Source organism: Paenibacillus sp. FSL R7-0128 (genome assembly GCF_038002245.1).
GTDB classification, from domain to species: domain Bacteria; phylum Bacillota; class Bacilli; order Paenibacillales; family Paenibacillaceae; genus Paenibacillus_AQ; species Paenibacillus_AQ silagei.
Genome location: NZ_JBBOCD010000001.1, coordinates 116,383 through 135,072, shown reverse-complemented (window position 1 = coordinate 135,072; position 18,690 = coordinate 116,383). Strand labels below are relative to the sequence as shown.

Sequence of the window (18,690 nt, the reverse complement as noted above, 5' to 3'; positions counted from 1 at the left end):
GATCAGAGCTGCTTCAACCGCTCATCCAGCAGCCGGAACATGCTTCTAAGGGCCGTCTGGTCCGCTTTGCCATAATGATCGCCGATATTAATCTCATAATAGCAGGAAGCCTCGCCGGTTGGCTTGAGCCGTGGTGTCAGGCCAATGCCGGTCTCGTTATAGATCCCAATCAATACAGGGGCAAGCTGCTCCAGAGGCAGCGCAAAGTGGATGTGGAACATATTCGAGACAGGAACCTCCGGCAGCGTGGATACCTTATCGCAGCTGTTGAATAAGGATGCCAGCTCCTTGGCCTGCTTATAGTATTCTGACATCCTGCCGATTCTCTGCCGGTAATAATACCGGGCCGGGACAATATAGGGATAGAGACTGATCAGGTCGCCCCCGTGGCGGCGCTTCCAGATCTTCGAGGTCTCCGTGAACTCCCGGCTGCCGGCTAAGATCGCTCCGGCAATCCCGCCGATGCCCTTGTACAAGGAGACATACACGCTATCGAACAGCGCACTGACTTCCGCTGCGGTCTTCCCATAGTAAGGCAGCACTTCGAACAGCCTTGCACCGTCCAGATGGAGCCTGATTCCCTGCTCCCGGCAATACCCCGATATCGCTTCCAGTTCGGCATACTCCGGCAGCTGTCCGCCGATCTCCCGCTGCGGCAGCTCCAGCAGCAGACAGGCAACCCCCGGTCCCATCCCCTTCACATCCTCCAGGGTAATCAGACGGTCTGCACTGCCCAGCAGCAGCGGCTCCAGATGATGCAGCTCCTTCAGGCCGTCCTGCTCATGAATCTCCAGGTGGCATAGCGGATGATAAGCGACCTTTGGGCTGCCCTCCCGGTCACTCCAGATCCGCAGGGCAATCTGCTGGGCCATCGTGCCGCTGGGGAAGAACACGCTGCATTCTTTGCCCAGCGCCTCCGCCATCTCTGCCTGGAACTCCTCAATCACCGTCCCTGTTCCGTACATGTCCGCAGCAAGGCTGTCCTCTACACTGGCCAGCGCCTTCTTGAGTACAGCTGCGTCCCGTCCGCCATGGCCAGCAAGCTGCACCTGCGTCCTGCCGAACGCCTCCATTAAAGCATTCTCCTCGTTCATTTTATTATCCTAGCCCCTTCTTCGTAGCACCCGATCTGTATGAATCCTTGAAATTATATCATTCCTCTACAAAATAACCGAATTATTAGAATGTTCACATGATATTCCTCTCCAGCAAGGTGAAATAAGTTGACCGCTGTGCTACAATATTGGAATTGCAAAGGCAATTGCTTAGGGAGGTTTATAAATTCACCATGCTTATTATTGGTATCGCCGGCGGGACCGGCTCCGGCAAGACAACGGTAGCGCGCTCCGTGATTGACCGTCTTGGCTCTGACAAAGTAACATTCATATCCCAGGATAACTACTATAAAGACCATTCTTACCTCAGCATGGCTGAACGCGGTGCCATTAACTATGACCACCCGCTGGCCTTTGACACGGAACTGCTGATCGAGCATCTGGATTGTCTCAAAGCGGGACAAGCCGCCTTCGCTCCCGTGTATGACTTCACGGTTCATGCCCGTTCAACCGAGAAGACTGTGGAGCTTGCCCCGAATAATATCGTCATTCTGGAAGGACTGCATGTGCTGTCCGATGAGAAGCTGCGCGAGCAGCTCAACATCAAGGTGTTCGTGGACACCGATCCCGATGTGCGTATCCTGCGCCGGGTGCTGCGGGATATCGAGGAACGCGGGCGGACCATCCGTTCGATCCATACGCAATACCTGACCACGGTGAAGCCGATGCACGAGGCCTTCATCGAGCCCTCCAAGAAATACGCGGACCTGATCATCCCGGAAGGCGGACAGAATCAAGTCGGAATCGAACTGCTGTCGGTACTGACCGAGAAGTATCTGTCCGGCGATCACCAATGGAACTGAATTAAGCCGCACCGGCTGATAGGGTGCAAGGACCGTCCGGCAATGCCGGACGGATTTTTTCTGTTCCGGGAGATATAACATATGCGAAAAACCGAACACATTTCTCGGCTCGAAGGCAGCAGGGCCCATTGTAGGCGAAAACCGGCAAACAACCGGTCGCCCGCAGGTGAGCTTTTCATGAAATCACGCCTCAAAAGTCAGGTTATCTTACATAAAACCCCTGTTCACACCGGAATTTTCACCGTTTTCAGCATTATCATCCATTTATTTGTTATATTTATTGACTGGTAACGCTTTATTACCGAAATAAAGGGTTGATTATTTGGTGATCATCCACTATGATTAGGTCAACGGACGGCATTAAAGTTAAAGCGATTTAACTTATAATTTGTCCACTATAATAAAATTGGCAAACTAAATTTTTATTTACCATTAAAGTTAAAGCGCTTATACTTTTAACAATGAAAGGCTGGTGTGTCCGTGATTAAGAGTGAGAGCCGGCGGCAGACGTTCTACATGTATCTGTTCATTTCCCCGTGGCTGGTCGGCTTCCTGATCTTCGCCCTGTACCCGATCCTGTCATCGCTGTATTACAGCTTCACCGACTATGACATCATTCATCCGCCCAGATTCATCGGCCTCGCCAACTACACGGAGATGTTCCACAATGAACTGTTCTGGCGTTCCGTGAAGGTCACCCTAAGATATACCTTCATCAGCGTGCCGGTACAATTGCTGCTGGGCCTGGGGTTCGCCCTGCTGCTGCATCAGACCATCCCCTGGCGCGGCTTCTTCCGCACAGCGATGTATTTCCCGAGTATGGTCTCCGGTGTGGCCATGTCGCTCCTCTGGTACTGGATCTTCAATCCTCAGATCGGCCTCTTCAATTATATGCTCTCCTGGTTCGGCATTCACGGCCCGGCCTGGCTGATGAATCCCGATACAGCGCTGTATGCCCTAATTATCATGTCCCTTTGGACAGCGGGCTCTGGCATGATCCTCTTCCTCGCTGGTCTGCAAGGAGTCCCAGCCAGCCTGATCGAAGCTGCCAATCTGGATGGGGCAGGGCGCTTCCGCATTTTCCTGAATATTACGCTGCCGATGATCTCGCCTGTCCTGCTGTTCCAACTGATTATGGGGCTGATCGACTCCTTCCAGGTGTTCACGCAAGCCTTCGTCATGACGCAGGGCGGACCCAATTACTCTACCTGGTTCTACGTCTACAATCTGTATACCAGTGCCTTCAAGGAATACCGCGCCGGATACTCCTCCGCGCTTGCCTGGGTCCTGCTGATTGTCGTCATGCTGTTCACGGCGGTCATTATGAGGCTGTCGCGCCGTTATGTCCATTATGAAGGAGGCAGCAGCCGATGAGCACCGTTAAGGCCACCCGCCCGCTTGACCCGTCCCCCCGGCTCCGCCGGAGAATCAAGCCCGTTAAGATTGCCAGCTTCACCGCGCTCCTAGTCACAACGTTTCTCATGCTGCTGCCGCTGTTCTTCATGGTCTCCACCTCGCTGAAGTCCAAACGGGAGATGCTGAAGTTCCCGCCGACGTTTCTGCCGGAGAGCTGGGCCTTACGCAATTATGTCGATATTTTTGAGACTCTCCAGTTTGGCACATTGTACAAGAACAGCCTGATTATCGCCGGCTTCTCCGTATTCGGCACCCTGCTCTCTTCGGCGCTGGTTGCTTACGGGTTCGCCAGGTACCGGGGGCGCGGCAACAACTTCTGGTTCATCCTGCTGCTGAGCACGATGATGCTGCCTTATCCGGCCATTATGATTCCGCAGTTCGTATTGTTCTCCAAAATGCAGTGGATCGACACCTTCCTCCCGCTGATTGTGCCTGCCTTCTTCGGCTCGGCGTATAACATCTTCCTGCTGCGGCAATTCTTCTCCACGCTGCCTGAGGAATTGTTCGATGCCGGACGCATTGACGGATGCGGCGAGCTGAGGATGTGGCGGACCATCGCGCTGCCGCTGTCTGCGCCGGCGCTGGCGACGGTTGCGATCTTTGCTTTTATCTACAGCTGGAATGATCTCTTGACCCCTGTGCTCTATCTAAGCTCGTCGGACAAATTCACGCTTCCCGTGGGGATGGCCTCCCTCACCTCATCGCGCTTCCGCATTCCGCCGTGGCATCTGCTGATGGTCGCCTCCGTCCTGGCTATGGTTCCAATCGTCACCCTGTTTGCCATCGCCCAGAAGCAGTTCGTCGAAGGCATCGTACTGACGGGCATCAAGTAAGGCAGCAAAGCTATCCCTGGTTTACAATACTTGAAAAATTCAGGAGGGATTGGACAATGAAGAATAAAATGAAGAGCAAGAGATATGCGCTGCTGCTAGCATCAGCCCTGACAGTATCCACAGTCCTGGCGGGCTGCAGCGGCGGCAAATCGGCAGGCAATGTGGCGGCTGGAGGCAGCGGAGCCGGGAATACCGGCGGTTCGGGGGAGCAAGTGACGATATCCCACTATACCATTGATTCCGAGGACCGGACTTTTATCGAGAAGCTGATCCCGGATTTCGAGAAGGCGCATCCGAACATCAAGGTCAAGGTGGAGAAGGCACCGTATGAGCAGTTCGACAGCAAGCTGCAGACACTGATTGCCGGCGGTAATTCCCCGGATGTGACGAGCCACTACGGCTACGGCGGTTTTGCCGAATATTACAATAAGGATATGCTGCTGGATCTGACGGATCTTATTAAGGAAGACGGCTTCAAGGCGGAGGACTACAACATCCCAGAGAATCTGATGAAAATATACACTGTAAACGGTCATACCTACGGCATACCGGTCAATATGTACGTCACCCTGATGCTCTACAACAAGGATATGTTCAATGCTGCGGGCGTCTCCTACCCGCCAAGTGATTATGAGGATAAGAGCTGGACGTTTGACCGCATGGTGGAGGATGCCAAGAAGATGACGCTCGTATCGGACGATATCGCCAAAACACAATACGGTGTAGATTTCACCTGGGCGGAGCGGGATATGCGGCCGCTATACTTCGGGGCAGAGCCTTACTCTGAAGATACCTGGACCAACGGCGGCGTTCCTTCCGAGGCGCATTTCGATTCACCCGAGGTCATTGCCGCTTACCAGAAGCTGTTCGACCTTGTGTTCAAGGAGAAGGTGTCCCCGACTTCCGAGTGGAGTAAAAGCGTAGCCGGACAAAACGGCGACCCGTTCGTCGCAGGCAAGATTGGCATGTCGATCGGCGGCTCCTGGAACCTCGCCGGAGCTAACGACTTCCCGTTCAAAATTGGCGTAGCTGCTGTGCCATGGGGAGGCAACGACAAGGTGCGCAGCACGCTGTTCGTTGATCCGCTGCTGATTCTGAAGGACTCGAAGCATCCGAAGGAGGCTTTTGAATGGATCAAATACCTGATGACCACTGAAATCCAGGAGAAGTCCATCGAGCTGAGCGGCGGCAATCCGCCAGTCAATACGGAAGCGGCTGAGGTGTATTACAAGCATTTTGACGGCATTGATCCGGAGGATGTGAAGAAGGTCTACGAAGGCGCAGTCAAATACGGTTATGAATCCTACAACCATCTGATCACCAACTACTCGCAGATCAACGACATGTTCATCAATGAGCTGCAGCCGGTCGAGACGGGTCACAAGACCCTGGAAGAGGTTATGCCGGTGATTCAGAAGAAGGTTACGGAGATCATCAAGAGGTAGCGGCCCGGCGATGGTTATATGTTTAGCGAAACCCCGGTGCGGCCTGTATACTGGAGATAGAATAAGTGGAAACGGCTTTGCCGTCCTTTTAAAGGACGGTACCGTTTCAGCGAGAAATAGAAGGATAATTTATCGTGTGAAACATATAAATTCTATATTTTAAAAGCACCGGACAATCTGCCGCAAGGAGCGCTTGAAATGAAAGTAAGTATTTTTGATGTAGCCAAAAAATCAGGGCTGTCCGTGGTCACCGTATCGCGGGTATTAAACGGAGCAACGTCTGTGCGGGAGAACAACCGCCAGAAGGTGCTCGACGCGATCAAGGAGCTGGATTACCGCCCGAATGCGGCAGCCCGCAGTCTGGCCAGCGGCAAGACCGGCATCATCGGCCTGATCGTAACGACTCTGCAGGATTCCTTCTTCGATGCCGTAGTCAAGGAGCTGAATGAGACGCTGGCCCTGCACGGATATTATCTGGCCATCTCCGTGTATGACGGCATTGGCTCCGGCGAGAGCCACTACCTGATCCAGGAAGACCGGGTGGACGGACTTATCCTGCTCTCCCCGATCAAAGAGGACAATTATATTGTCGAGCTGAAGCGGCGGGGCATTCCCTATGTGCTGATCGACAACCAGCTGCCGGAGAATGACAGCTACTCGATCACCATCGACAACTTCAAAGGCGGGTATGCCGCAGCCAGCCACCTGCTGGAGCTGGGGCATACCTCCATCGCCCATCTCTGCGGGCAGGAGATGTTCCGCAGTACGCGGGAGCGGCGCGCGGGCTTCCTGCAAGCGCTGCAGGAGCAGGGCCTCGCCCCGTTCGAGATCGTACACGGTGAATTTGAGATCACCATGGGCTACGACACGGCGCAGCGCTGGCTCGCAGAGGGTAAGCTGCCGGGGGCGGTATTCGCCGGAGATGACAATATCGCCCTCGGGGTGATCAATGCCCTGATGGAGGCAGGCGTAAAGGTGCCGGAGGAGGTTGCTGTAGTCGGCTACGACGACCACTATATCGCCTCCCAGCTCCACCCGCATCTGACCACTATGCGCCAGCCGGCGGATAAGATCGGAGTCGCCGCCGCCGACATGCTGCTGCGCCGGATCAGCGGGGAGATGAAGCGCGGCTCCAATATTAAGATCGATCCGGAGCTGATTGTGCGGGAATCGACGAAGATTACACTTTAGGAGGTACAAACATTGGCTTACTACTTGGGGATCGATGGGGGAGGCAGCAAGACCTACGCCCTCATCAGCGATGAACAGGGCCGTATTCTAGGCAAAGGCCGGAGCGGCAACGGCAATCACCAGACCAGCGTGACGCAGGCGGAGAATAACATCCGCGAAGCGGCTTCCATGGCGCTGGCGGAAGCCGGGCTCCGGCTGGATCAGCTTCGGCAAGCCTATCTGGGGCTTGCCGGTGCTGACCGCCAGACGGATTATAACATTCTGCATCCGATGATCCGCCGGATCGGCTTCACGAATTATACGATCAGCGGCGATACGATGATCGGCCTGCGGGCGGGGACGGACCGCCCCTACGGCGTAGCCCTGATCTGCGGCACCGGCACCAATGCGGCAGGCCGTAATCCGCAGGGCCGCCATTTCCAGTGCGGCGGGTTCGATTATATGTACGGCGATTTCGGCGGCGGCGGCGCGCTGAATATCGAGGTGTTCCGCACAGTGATCCGGGCCTGGGACGGTCGCGAAGCGCCCACGCTGCTGACGGAGCCGCTCCTGAAGCTGCTCGGCTATGAACGGGTCGAAGACATGTACGATGACTTCCTGGATCACGGGAAGCAGGTGCCGCTGGATGCGGCACGCCTGCTTTTCCCGGCAACGGCTGAGGGCGATGCCGCCGCTCTGGCGATCCTGAACCGCCAAGGCGTGGAACTGGGCAAGGCTGCGGCGGCCGTCATTCATCGGCTCGGTATGGAGAACGATGAATTTGATGTGGTCCTGGCCGGAAGCGTGCTGACCCGAGGCGACCGGGGCTGGATTCGCGGGCCGATTGAGCAGGCTGTGCATGAAGCGGCACCAGGCGCGGCAGTGGTCACCCTCTCCACCGAGCCTGTGGTCGGCGCTCTCTGGTCGGCGCTGGAGAGCGACGGGATCACCGTCAGCCAGGGTATGTATGAGACGATGCGTGCTTACAGGGAGTTCGAGCTTATTCCCACTACCACCAGACAGGAGTGATTCATTGTGACAGCGAACCAAGGTCTTAAGATTGCCGTCATCGGCGGAGGGTCTTCCTATACCCCCGAACTGGTAGAAGGCTTCATCCTGCATCATAAGGAGCTTCCGGTCCGGGAGCTGTGGCTTGTAGACATTGAGGCTGGCCTGCATAAGCTGAACATCGTGGGCGCTCTGGCGAAGCGTATGGTGGAGAAGTCCGGTCTGCCGATCGAGGTCCATCTCACCACCGACCGCCGCGAGGCCATTGCCGGTGCGGACTTCGTCAGCACGCAGATCCGTGTCGGTATGCTGGATGCCCGTGCCCGTGACGAGGCGATTCCGCTGAAATACGGCGTGATCGGCCAAGAGACGACCGGCCCCGGCGGCATGCTGAAGGCGCTGCGCACGATCCCGGTCATTCTCGGCATCTGCCGGGATATCGAGGAGCTGGCACCGGACGCCTGGCTGCTCAACTTCACCAATCCCGCAGGTATGGTCACCGAGGCGGTCCTGCGGTACTCCAAGGTGAAGAGCATCGGTCTCTGTAATGCCCCGATCGGCCTGATCAAGCAGGTATCGGCCAAATATGACACTGCCCCGGACCGGATCTACGCCGAGTTCGTCGGCCTGAACCACCTGCACTGGATTACCCGTATTGACGTGGAGGGTGAAGACAAGCTGCAGGAGATGCTGGAGGATACTGCAGGCTACAGTGCAAAGAATGTTCCGGCACGCGAATGGAACCCCGAGTTCCTGCAATCGCTGCATGCCTTACCTTCGTATTATCTGAAGTACTTCTACATGACCGATGCGATGCTCGCGGAGCAGCAGGAAGCCGCCGCACAAGGCGGGAACCGTGCTGAAGTCGTCAAGCGCGTGGAGGAGGAGCTGTTCGCCATCTACAGCGACCTTGCGCTGAATGAGAAGCCGAAGCAGCTGGAGCAGCGCGGCGGAGCCTTTTATTCCGAAGCGGCCGTGAACCTGATGCGCTCGCTCTATAGCGGCACCAATGACATCCAGACACTGAATGTGGCGAACCGGGGCATCTTAGACTTCCTCCCGGACGATGCCAGCATCGAGGTCAACTGTGTCGTCACGAAGACCGGCCCCCTCCCGCTGCCGCTGACCCAGATTCCGCCGATGGCCAAGGGACTGATTCATGCTGTGAAGACCTATGAGCAGCTAGCCATCGACGCCGCCGTCACTGGAGACCGCAGCCTGGCGATTCAAGCCCTAGCGCATCACCCCCTTGTCCCTTCAGTGGAGGTTGCTATCGCGATGCTGGATGAGATGCTGGAAGCGAACAGGGAGTATCTGCCGTCCTTTTTCGGTCAGGACTAATCCCTTAACACCAACAAAGAGCCTATGCTAACCACAGATCACTCTGCGGCCGCACAGGCTCTTCTTTTATTTCACAATGGTATAGCGGTAGGTCTCTCCCTCGATCTTGAAGTCGGCATACAGCGGCTTGCCGCTGGACTTCACTTCGTCGGGGACCTCGGCCAGGAACACCAGCGTGCCGTTCTTCAGCGGTTCAATCCTCGAGATATTGGTATAGGTGAAATCTTCCCCGCCGTTCTTTTCCATGGTATCGAAGGTACTATACTCGTATTTATTGTCGTATTTGACCTCCACATCCGCTACTTCGTCTGCCTCCATAGCCTCACCTGCCAGGTTCTTCACTTTCAGCGTGATCGCCAGATAGGTTGTGCCCGGTTCCTTGGCTTCATAGTAGGTATAGAATGATCCGGGATTGGACGGAGTAACCTTCTTGCTATAAGAGGTCTTGGTGATGGTATACTCACCCGTCCCGTCGATAACAAGCGGCGTGCCTTTTACGATCAGCTTGTGGTCCTCCCCGGGTTCAGCTGCTGCCGGGCTGCCCCCGTTATTTAGAAGTTCAGCCGTACCGCCCTCTTCTTCCGCTGTCACGGGCTTTACCAGGCTCTCCTTTAACCTATCATTCTGTTCTTTTAGGAATTTGTTCTCCTTTTGCAGCTCACTAATCTCTGTCTTCAGCTTCTCCATGCTCTCTCTGCCAGCGCCTGCATTGTCCGAGGAACACCCGGTTACGGTTACCGCCAGCATAGCAGCAGCAAGCCAAAGGCCCCCTGATTTCATTTTCATAACACACCCCAATACTTGTATTTAATTCTTCACCATTATAAGACCAACCCTGTGTCAAAAGATAGAAAAATATGTAACATTTTCGCAGCGGTTGCCGAAAGAAACAGCCGATGCGAGCCGTAATCGTCACCCCCGGTGTTGCTTGCGGTACTGCAAGGGTGAACGTCCTGTAATGGCCTTGAACACCCGCCCGAAATGCGCAATGCTCTCAAATCCCGTCTCCGCCGCCACCCGGGTGACCGGCCACTTCGTCTGCGTGAGCAGTACCTTCGCCTCACGGATGCGGACATAGTTCAGGTACTCAGTGATGGTGAAGCCTGTCGTCTGCTTGAAAATCCGGCACAGATACGTAGCGCTGATGAAGAACCGCTCGGCAATCCCCCCAAGGCTCAGCCGCTCGCTGTAATGGTTGTCCAGGTATTCGATGATGCTGTATACCCGGCGTTGCCCCTCGCTCTGCTCCGGTGAGACCAGGGCGGGCTTCGCCCTCCTTATCCGCTCCAGCGTAATCAGCAGTTGCAGCAGCAGCATCCTTGTATATTCAGTGCTCCAGCGCAGCCCCTCCTTCTGTTCCTCCTGCATCGCCTGGAGCAGGTCTGTGATGAGTCCCTGTTCATGCGCCGTAGGCCGCAGCAGGAAGCTCTCCCCTTCGAACACATTCATCCAGTCTGCCCCGGGTGCCACCGGCTCCAGATAGGCATCGTCAAAGCTGATCAGCACCCGCTCATGCGGAAGATGACTTCCGCCGGTTGTGCGGTGCAGGTGATTTTTGTTAATAAACACAAGGTCTCCGGCTTCCAGCGCATACCTTCCGTTACGGATATAATAGTGCCGCTCCCCGGATAGCAGATAATATATTTCGTAGAAATCATGGAAATGGTCGGTGTCCATATTGAAATGCCCGATGCGCCTCAGCTGCTCAATCTGAAAAATAGATTCCACCCTGCACCAAGCCCCCTGAAAGGATAAGATAAGCACACTTTTGAGCAAAAATGACTAAATACCGTTCACTTTCTGCATTTTCTATACTATAAAATAGAATCAAATCCAAGTAAATGGAGTGATCCCCTTGTCCAAAAAGAAATATGCACTTGTCGGCACTGGCGGCCGGGCTGAATTTTTCTATGGCGCTCTTGTTACCGCTTACAACGAAACCTCCGAGCTTGTGGCCTTCTGCGATGTCAATCAGACGCGGATGAATTTCGCCAATCATATGCTTACGGATAAATACGATTACCATGAGGTTCCTACGTACAAGGCCGAAGACTTCGACCGGATGATCACCGAGACCCGGCCCGACTTCGTGCTGGTGACTACGATTGACCGGACGCATCACAAGTATATTATCCGCGCGATGGAGTTGGGCTGTGATGTCATTTCCGAGAAGCCGATGACGATTGACGAGGAGAAATGCCGGGAGATCTTCGATGCGATTGAGCGCACCGGCAAGAATCTGCGGGTCACCTTCAACTACCGCTATGCGCCGCATAACACGAAGATCCGTGAGGTCATTATGGACGGCGTACTGGGCGAAATCCTGTCCGTGAACTTCGAATGGCTGCTCAATACCCAGCATGGAGCAGACTATTTCCGCAGATGGCACCGCGACAAGCGGAACAGCGGCGGCCTGCTGGTGCATAAATCGACGCATCACTTCGACCTGATGAACTTCTGGCTGGGGTCGCAGCCGGACACGGTTTTCGCCATGGGCGATCTGCGCTTTTACGGGAGAGAGAATGCCGAGAAACGGGGCATCACCGAGTTCTATCAGCGTGCCTACGGCAGCAAGGCTGCCGAGAACGACCCGTTTGCGCTACACCTGGACCGTAACGAACACCTGAAGAGCATGTACCTGGACGCCGAACACGAGGACGGGTACCAGCGCGACCAGAGCGTCTTCGGGGATAATATCAGCATCGAGGACACCATGAATGTTATGGTCAAATACAAGAACAAGACCGTCATGAACTATTCGCTTAACGCATATATGCCGTGGGAGGGCTTCATCATCGTGTTCAACGGGACTCAGGGGCGGATGGAGGTGCGGATTACCGAGCAGTCCTACGTCAATTCCGGCGGCAAAAAAGAAAACGAAGGCGCGCTGGAAGGCGTCAGCATTATGATCTATCCGCACTTCAAGGAGCCTTACCGCGTAGAGTTCGAGAGCAGCAGCGGCGGACACGGCGGCGGTGATCCGGTGCTGTTGAGCGATATTTTTGACAAAAAGCAGGAAGACCGCTTCAACCGCGCAGCTTCGCACAAGGACGGCGCGATGTCCATTATGACCGGCATTGCCGCCAACCGCTCCATGAAGACCGGCCAGCCGGTGAGAATAGACGACATCTGGAAGGCGTGATCTGGCGCGTGGCGTCGCAGCAGCGATGAACTCGCACGATAATGCAGAAGCCCCCCCTTTGATCACGGGTACGTGGTGAAAGGGGGCTGTCTAGCTCTCTACTCGGCGCCATTGTATTCGGTTTTTCACCTACATTTCGCCCACTCACCACGCACCGGCACATTGTGTTCGGTTTTTCACCTACATTCATTTCTCAACAAAAAAAAGACCCTTCATTTAAGAAGGGCCTTCGCTTGCATCACGGTTAAAACCATTATGCGGTCAAGAGGACTCGAACCTCCACGATATTGCTACCACTGGCACCTGAAGCCAGCGCGTCTGCCAATTCCGCCATGACCGCAAAGAAAACATTCAATGCAACGCAAGAAGTAATATATCATGAATTCTTCAAAAGAACAAGTCTTTTTTATTAATCATGGTTAAAGCGGGACACAGCCACTTTGAGAAGGGGTCTAGCTGGTGCGTCATAGCTAGCCTCAACTTACAGTTGATTACGTTATACCGCGTGCCCTACTCCAGTATATGGGTTATTTCGAGAACGGAGATTATAATAGACTTACGACGTCGGAATCCATTATAGGAGTTGTACTGAGTATGATCGTAAGTGACAAAGTTGGCAAACGAATTGCTACCCTCCGCAAAATAAAAGGCTTATCCCAGGAACAATTAGCGGAACTGCTCCATGTCAGTGCACAGGCGGTATCCAAATGGGAGACTGGCAAGTCTCTGCCGGAGACAGCCACCCTTCCCCTGCTATCCGCCGCATTGAACCACTCGATTGACAGCATTCTGCTGCCCCAGGAGCTTGTGGTGCTCTCTGCAATCTATACAGATGGACAGCAGGAGCTGGATGTTACCCAGCTTGTGAACCAGTTCGTAGCTTCAGACCGCTTAAGCTTAATCCCCGGGGAGCACCTCTTTCCCCACTCATGGGATGGGGTCGGGATTGCTCCTGGGCAGGAGCCATGACGCTCGCTCTTACCGCCAGAGGCGTAGAGACCACCTACGAGCAGGTGATGGGCTATTCGGGAGCCTGCTGGAGAATGGCTTTTGAACCGGTATGGGACTACAGTGCTGCGGATGCCCTTGTCGTCTATGACTACTCCATTCCCGCCTGCAAGGCTTATGGACTAAGTGCCCGCCGGGCCAACCGGTTGGAGCCGCAGCAGCGCACAGCCGAGAAGCTGGCGATTCTGGAAGATATCCGCCAAGGCAGACTGCCACTTGCGATTAACCTCAGGGTAGCGCCGGAGTGGGGAGTCATTACAGGATATCTGGCCGAGGGGGATGTGCTGCTGTGCCGCAGTTATTTTGACGATGAGACCTTCAGTGAGCTTGAAGCTGATCCTAAGTTCCAGGCTCATACGAGGATAAGCCAAGGGTATCTCCATGTGGATCAATGGCCTTACCGGATTATCAGGCTGGGAGATCAGATGGAGGCCCCGTCTGCACTTGAGAATCTATATGCATCGCTGCGCGTTAAGCTGGAGTCTATGCAGGCTGAGAGCCTGTCCAACAGCAGCTCTTATGCTATAGGATACAAGGCGCTGGAGCTATGGAGAGAGGGACTGCAGGATCACCCTTGGTATGCCGCAGCGGACGAAGAAGCCTTCAGCCGCAGGTTATCCGTCAATCACTTCTGCATGATGGCCCTGGCAGATGCCCACCGCTGCGCCGCCGCCTACTTACGCGACTCTCTGCCGCTGGTGCATGACCCGCAACAACAGGCTGCCTTGGCGGCGATGACGGAAATCTATGGGGAATTGGCTGCCCTGCTGGATAAATACTATAAGGAGATGTCCGACCCGGCCATACTTCGAACAGCCGGCGCTGCCCCCAGAGCCAGTTGGACGGGCCGGCAGCGTGAGCAGCAGGCAGAGCTGCTGGCGAAGGTTGCTTCGCTGGAGCATCAGGGAGATACTCTGGCTGAAGTGGTGCTGGGCCTAACTTAATAGTGTATTGATGTATAACGGCTCTAGTGCCAGGTTTGGCCTGACGTAGAATTTTTGTGCAACAGACAGCAGCTTAAGCAGAAGCGCCGGATGCTTTTGCTTAAGCTGCTGTCTGAAGTTAGTCTAATTTACGGACCGGCCGCAGCACCGCATACCCGTAACCCTCGGGGAAATGCCGCTGATAATCCTGTTTTTCCTCTTCGTCCCACACATAGCCCATAACCGCAGGATCATAGTTCCAAGCAACTTCCTCAACAATACGCATCACCTGCCCATTATCCTGCAAGTAATCAAATGGCGGATGAAAAAAGACCAGGTACTCCGATTCCGGGATATCCCGGCATTCCATGCCCTCCGGAACCGCCCCGTCGTAGTCAGCCGCGACAAGGATACCATACAGATAGCCTTTGCGCCCCTCCTGATAGAACCAGCCTGCCGTCTGGCCGAGCTGCCCGGGCAGCGTATGGTGCGACATACTCTCCAGGGTTCCAGAGACCTCATCGCAGTCATGCCCATTCTTCCAGAATCCTCCGTAATTGTTAGATCCGATATCGCGGATGCCGATAAACTTATGCGCCGGTAAGAACTCAAGCTTAATCTCCGCTTCCTGTAAATGCACCTGTCTCATTCTATCCCGCTCCCTGATCAGATAATGATAAGGAGAGAACACCTCGGCACGAATGGCCAGCGGAATCGGCTGTGGAGCCTTGCGGTAAGCATGGGGAGTGAGCTTGAAGGCTCTGAGAAAGGCCCGCGTGAACGCCTCCTGAGAGGAAAAGCCGAACTTCACGGCAATATCCAGAATGCGTGCATCCGTGTCCCTAAGCTCCAGTGCCGCCCGGCCAATCCGGCGTTGCCAGACATAATCCCGCAGCGTTATTCCAGTCAGCGCATGAAATTGCCGGGTGCAGTAATACGGCGAATAGCCTAAATGTCTCGACATCTCCAGCAGCGTAGGCGAAACCGCCAGATCCTCCTCCACCCAGTCAATCATGCGCTGGACCATCTCATTCCATTCGTACATTGATGTCCTCCTCCTTTCACTGCTGATTTTAGCAGAGGCCTAGTGTGTAGATATGACTTGAGTTGCACAGTATTAAAGGTCGATCAAAAAGGACACCCGCAGGTGTCCTTTTGATATTTTACTATATTCGCTTCATTATTCGGTCTCTTTGGCTCGGTCTATCACTGTGAAGAAGAAAGGTTCACTCTCTTTCATTAATGGGCCGACTGCTGTCACTTGATATTGTGTATTTGGAGCAAGCTTGACATTCAAGAAGTGACCTTGCTCACCGAGCGTAAAAGCTTCTTCAATTACAACACCATCCTTAGTCTTAAGATAGAAACCTGAGATGCCGGAAATACGAGGAACATAGGCTACTATCACCGCACTATCACTATAAACCACACCAACCACCGTAGGTGTCGGAGTAACTGGTTTGCTGGCTACTACAACCTCAACAGGCTTGCTAGGGAGTTTTTCGTATCCCTTGGCGGTTACATATAGAGTCTCCCCTACAATAGGACGCGGATTTAATGGAACCGAATATTTCCCGCCGTATTCCTGACCGCTGCTCTTTTCCTCTCCAACGATGGTTCCGTCCGCACGTTTGACAACAACGATAGATTCTCCCTCAGCCGTGCCGAAGATTGCCCAATCGTCCTCGTATACTGTTTCCGTTACAACCGGTCGTGCCGTTACAGCAGTAGCAGCTACGACAGTGATAATGGTAGGCTCACTTTTTCTTTTTCCTAAAGTTTGCGCATAGACCATTAGCTTCTCACCAACAGTAAATGGCGTGTCGCCCCATAGGTATAATTGATAAACGCCTCCATAACTGCTGGAATTATGAACAAGTTTGCCATCTTCGCGGGTTATCGTAATTTCACTCGACGAATCTTCCGTTGTACCTCTGATGATTCTGGTATCATTATATACCACGCTAGTCACAACAGGCATCTTCGTCAGTGGCCGCTCAACTGCAGTAACCTCAAAACGCTCAGAGGTCCATCCGTTGTCATCATAAAGAGTCACAAATAATTTGTCTTTGTCCTTCAAAAGCAGGTTAGGATTATAGTCATATAGCCTGAAGCTGAAGAAAGAGTAAAATTCTCCAGAGTGAATATTCAGTTCTTTCCCATCCTCAAGCTCAACCTTAACTTTAAAAGGCTGCGCTAGATACATAATGCTACCGCTCAGATAAGAAACATCTGTGTACACGACTGGTTCAACCTTTGGTTCAGGTGTTTTCTGAACGATGATGATATCAGGCAGAACTAAGTCCTTCCCTGCTTCCACTGTAAATTCCTCTGAATAATAGTTGTATGGAGAGAAAGGGATATATACAAAGTAAGTTCCCGGTACCACGTTGTCAAAAGAAAACTCTCCGTCCTTTACAGTGGTAGCCGAATAAGTTCCCTTTGTATCCTTAGCTCCCCTTAAGTAGAAATGTTTGTTGAAGGCAGGAAACGGCTTGGTCCCTGTATAAGGCTGAATAAATACGCGCCCTGTTACACTTACATTAGCCTTAGGCACAGTAATCGCTCCAGATAGTACAGGGCTTCCACCCTTATATGACAAGGAGTATACCGCCAATTGCTCAGCCTCGCTAATTGCTATCGAAGGGATTGTAAGTTGTACTGTTGCTTTATTATCAAGCAGCGTAACCAGAGTAACCTCTACCTTATGAAACTCGCCATGATTGACCTGTTCGAGAACTGCGAAATCAGCAGCATCTGGTATGCTGTCCAGGTTCCGGTTGAATTGAACTTCAACCATACCATTGGCCGCGGTAATTCCGGTTACAGATAGCGCCGGTACAGGAGTTGACCCGTTCCCACCACCAGTACCCGGATCAGGAGAACCACCGCCACTACCGCCGCCTGGGCCAGGGTTAGAGGAGCCTCCACCCCCGCTGCCAGTTACAGGTGCAGCAGGTTGTTGTTCTTTTGGCAGCTTAGGGTCCGGTACACCTTCCGACAATACAACACTTTTGACTTGGCCTTCGCCGGAAATCTTCAGCTTACTCTTCATTTCCAGCTGATCAATGACAACATTCTTGCTGAAATTCAGAGTAGGGATTACCAGGTTTTCTTGGATAAGCAAATTAGCTATGCTGCCTGAGCGAACATTGAACTCTTTGAGGCTGCCGCCTACAGAAACCTTCTTAAAGACTCCGGCAAGCACCACTGTGCGCTCTGATGAAGATGTCTGGGCAGGAGGAAGCACGGTTACATTCACAAAACCATCGCCGGTAAGATCCTTCTCTTCAATAACCGCGCTGGATAGAATCTGTACGTCCTGCACAACACTTGTACCCTCGGCTACAACTCTCACCGCATGATTCAGCCTATTCACAGATACTGTGTTTAGTTTGCTGTTCCGGATATGAATACTGTTGCTGCCTCCGCCTTCAATACGTGTTACACCGTCTACTTGAACCTGTTCAAGGTAAGCATCCCCATCTGCCACCTCTTTAGCAATGACGAGGTCACCCCGGATATGCATATTGCGGAGCGTGACATTGGAAGCTATAATTCTTACATTATGCTGTACTGTGCTAACTGCAGCCTCGCCAAAAGTACCCGCCTTATCATAGACCACTGTGCTCAGCGCCAGCGCCTTCTTAATGACCACTACAGTCTCGGCACGGGTCATATTGCGCTGCGGTTGGAAGGCTCCAGCCGCATTCTTGCTCATGATCCCCTGATCCAGAAGATACTGAGCGGCGGGTCTGCTCCAGGCAGGGATAAGATTCGCGTCCTGTGCAGAGATGGAGGCCGTTGCTCCTTTACTATCAAAGCCTAATATTCTGGATAGGATAACTGCAGTTTCCTGTCTTGTGATTGGCTTGTCAGGACGGAAGGTATTGTCGCTGAATCCGCTGATATATCCTTGAGCGGTCGCTTTCTGCACTTCTATGTACGCAAAATTCTCCGGCTTCAGATCCTTGAAGCTGATAGCCTTCGTATCCGAATACTTATACGCTCTGTTCACTAGCGCTACAAACTCACCTCTGGATACTTCAGCCCCCGGCCGGAAGGTATGATCGGGATAGCCGGTAATAAGTCCTTGATCCAGCCACTGCTGAATATCGGATTCCGCCCAGTGTCCTTTGATGTCTGCCATTTGTCCGGCATCGGCGTAACTCCGTGCAAATGGTAGAAGAATAAATAATAAGACGATGAAGCAAGTATTTCTGAATGAACGATGGATAGCCAAGAGATTAGGTCACTCCCCAATAGAATTAGAACCGGGACTAAAGTCATGCTTTCTCACTCCAAACCCAGTACTTCTGGGTAATTCTACAAGCATATCCGTTTCCCTTTTTTTCACTGTAAAATATTTCACTACAATTAACCTGAATTCACAATTTGTATATTTTTAGATCATCCCGCCCCCAAAGACAGCCCCGGGTTGTTCAAAAATAATCCGCAGAACTCCATACCCGCACAAGCCGCCCCT

15 protein-coding genes and 1 tRNA gene are annotated in these 18,690 nt (G+C 53.3%); 10 read left to right on the top strand and 6 right to left on the bottom strand.

Features of this window, described 5'->3' with window-relative positions:
- Positions 1-2 precede the first annotated feature (2 nt).
- Positions 3-1,094 (bottom strand): threonine aldolase family protein, encoded by a 1,092-nt coding sequence (locus NST26_RS00620; protein ID WP_340978235.1) that lies wholly within the window; start codon positions 1,092-1,094, stop codon positions 3-5.
- Between the two features lie 194 nt (positions 1,095-1,288).
- Between NST26_RS00620 and udk the strand changes: the two genes are divergently transcribed.
- From udk to NST26_RS00585, 7 genes are all read left to right on the top strand, one after another.
- Positions 1,289-1,918 (top strand): uridine kinase, encoded by a 630-nt coding sequence (udk, locus tag NST26_RS00615; protein ID WP_036726376.1) that lies wholly within the window; start codon positions 1,289-1,291, stop codon positions 1,916-1,918.
- 480 nt (positions 1,919-2,398) lie between these two features.
- Positions 2,399-3,292, top strand: coding sequence for a carbohydrate ABC transporter permease (locus NST26_RS00610; protein WP_340827743.1), 894 nt, complete (start codon positions 2,399-2,401; stop codon positions 3,290-3,292).
- A complete protein-coding gene (locus NST26_RS00605) occupies positions 3,289-4,167 on the top strand; it encodes a carbohydrate ABC transporter permease (RefSeq protein ID WP_036726374.1) in 879 nt (292 codons plus the stop codon). Before NST26_RS00610 ends, NST26_RS00605 begins: the two co-directional genes overlap by 4 nt.
- 56 nt (positions 4,168-4,223) lie before the next feature.
- Positions 4,224-5,612 carry an ABC transporter substrate-binding protein gene (locus NST26_RS00600; protein ID WP_340978233.1) on the top strand — a complete coding sequence of 463 codons (1,389 nt, stop codon included), beginning with the start codon at positions 4,224-4,226 and terminating at the stop codon, positions 5,610-5,612.
- A 198-nt stretch (positions 5,613-5,810) separates the two neighbouring features.
- Complete coding sequence (locus NST26_RS00595) at positions 5,811-6,803, top strand: LacI family DNA-binding transcriptional regulator (RefSeq protein WP_340956748.1); 993 nt, start codon at positions 5,811-5,813, stop codon at positions 6,801-6,803.
- A 12-nt stretch (positions 6,804-6,815) separates the two neighbouring features.
- The gene (locus NST26_RS00590; protein WP_340956749.1) at positions 6,816-7,811 is read left to right on the top strand and encodes an N-acetylglucosamine kinase; all 996 of its coding nucleotides are present in this window, start codon (positions 6,816-6,818) and stop codon (positions 7,809-7,811) included.
- A gap of 6 nt (positions 7,812-7,817) precedes the next feature.
- Positions 7,818-9,131: a 6-phospho-beta-glucosidase gene (locus tag NST26_RS00585; protein WP_340956751.1), complete on the top strand. Its 1,314-nt coding sequence runs from the start codon at positions 7,818-7,820 to the stop codon at positions 9,129-9,131.
- Between the two features lie 66 nt (positions 9,132-9,197).
- Here the strand turns inward: NST26_RS00585 and NST26_RS00580 are convergent, their stop codons facing one another.
- Both NST26_RS00580 and NST26_RS00575 read right to left on the bottom strand, forming a co-directional pair.
- Positions 9,198-9,917 carry a bZIP transcription factor gene (locus NST26_RS00580; protein ID WP_340956753.1) on the bottom strand — a complete coding sequence of 240 codons (720 nt, stop codon included), beginning with the start codon at positions 9,915-9,917 and terminating at the stop codon, positions 9,198-9,200.
- A 126-nt stretch (positions 9,918-10,043) separates the two neighbouring features.
- Positions 10,044-10,859, bottom strand: coding sequence for an AraC family transcriptional regulator (locus NST26_RS00575; protein WP_340956755.1), 816 nt, complete (start codon positions 10,857-10,859; stop codon positions 10,044-10,046).
- A gap of 127 nt (positions 10,860-10,986) precedes the next feature.
- Between NST26_RS00575 and NST26_RS00570 the strand changes: the two genes are divergently transcribed.
- The gene (locus tag NST26_RS00570) at positions 10,987-12,273 is read left to right on the top strand and encodes a Gfo/Idh/MocA family protein (protein WP_340956756.1); all 1,287 of its coding nucleotides are present in this window, start codon (positions 10,987-10,989) and stop codon (positions 12,271-12,273) included.
- Between the two features lie 256 nt (positions 12,274-12,529).
- Here the strand turns inward: NST26_RS00570 and NST26_RS00565 are convergent.
- Positions 12,530-12,613: transfer RNA gene (locus tag NST26_RS00565), tRNA-Leu, on the bottom strand.
- A gap of 254 nt (positions 12,614-12,867) precedes the next feature.
- Here NST26_RS00565 and NST26_RS00560 point away from each other — a divergent pair.
- Complete coding sequence (locus NST26_RS00560) at positions 12,868-13,242, top strand: helix-turn-helix domain-containing protein (RefSeq protein ID WP_051478092.1); 375 nt, start codon at positions 12,868-12,870, stop codon at positions 13,240-13,242.
- Positions 13,239-14,225: a hypothetical protein gene (locus NST26_RS00555; RefSeq protein ID WP_340956759.1), complete on the top strand. Its 987-nt coding sequence runs from the start codon at positions 13,239-13,241 to the stop codon at positions 14,223-14,225. Before NST26_RS00560 ends, NST26_RS00555 begins: the two co-directional genes overlap by 4 nt.
- Positions 14,226-14,343: 118 nt before the next feature.
- Here the strand turns inward: NST26_RS00555 and NST26_RS00550 are convergent, their stop codons facing one another.
- Together NST26_RS00550 and NST26_RS00545 are read right to left on the bottom strand one after the other, a co-directional pair.
- Positions 14,344-15,249, bottom strand: a complete 906-nt coding sequence (locus tag NST26_RS00550; protein WP_036726336.1) for an AraC family transcriptional regulator — start codon at positions 15,247-15,249, stop codon at positions 14,344-14,346.
- Positions 15,250-15,384: 135 nt separating this feature from the next.
- Positions 15,385-18,447: an S-layer homology domain-containing protein gene (locus NST26_RS00545; protein ID WP_155991487.1), complete on the bottom strand. Its 3,063-nt coding sequence runs from the start codon at positions 18,445-18,447 to the stop codon at positions 15,385-15,387.
- Positions 18,448-18,690 lie beyond the last annotated feature (243 nt).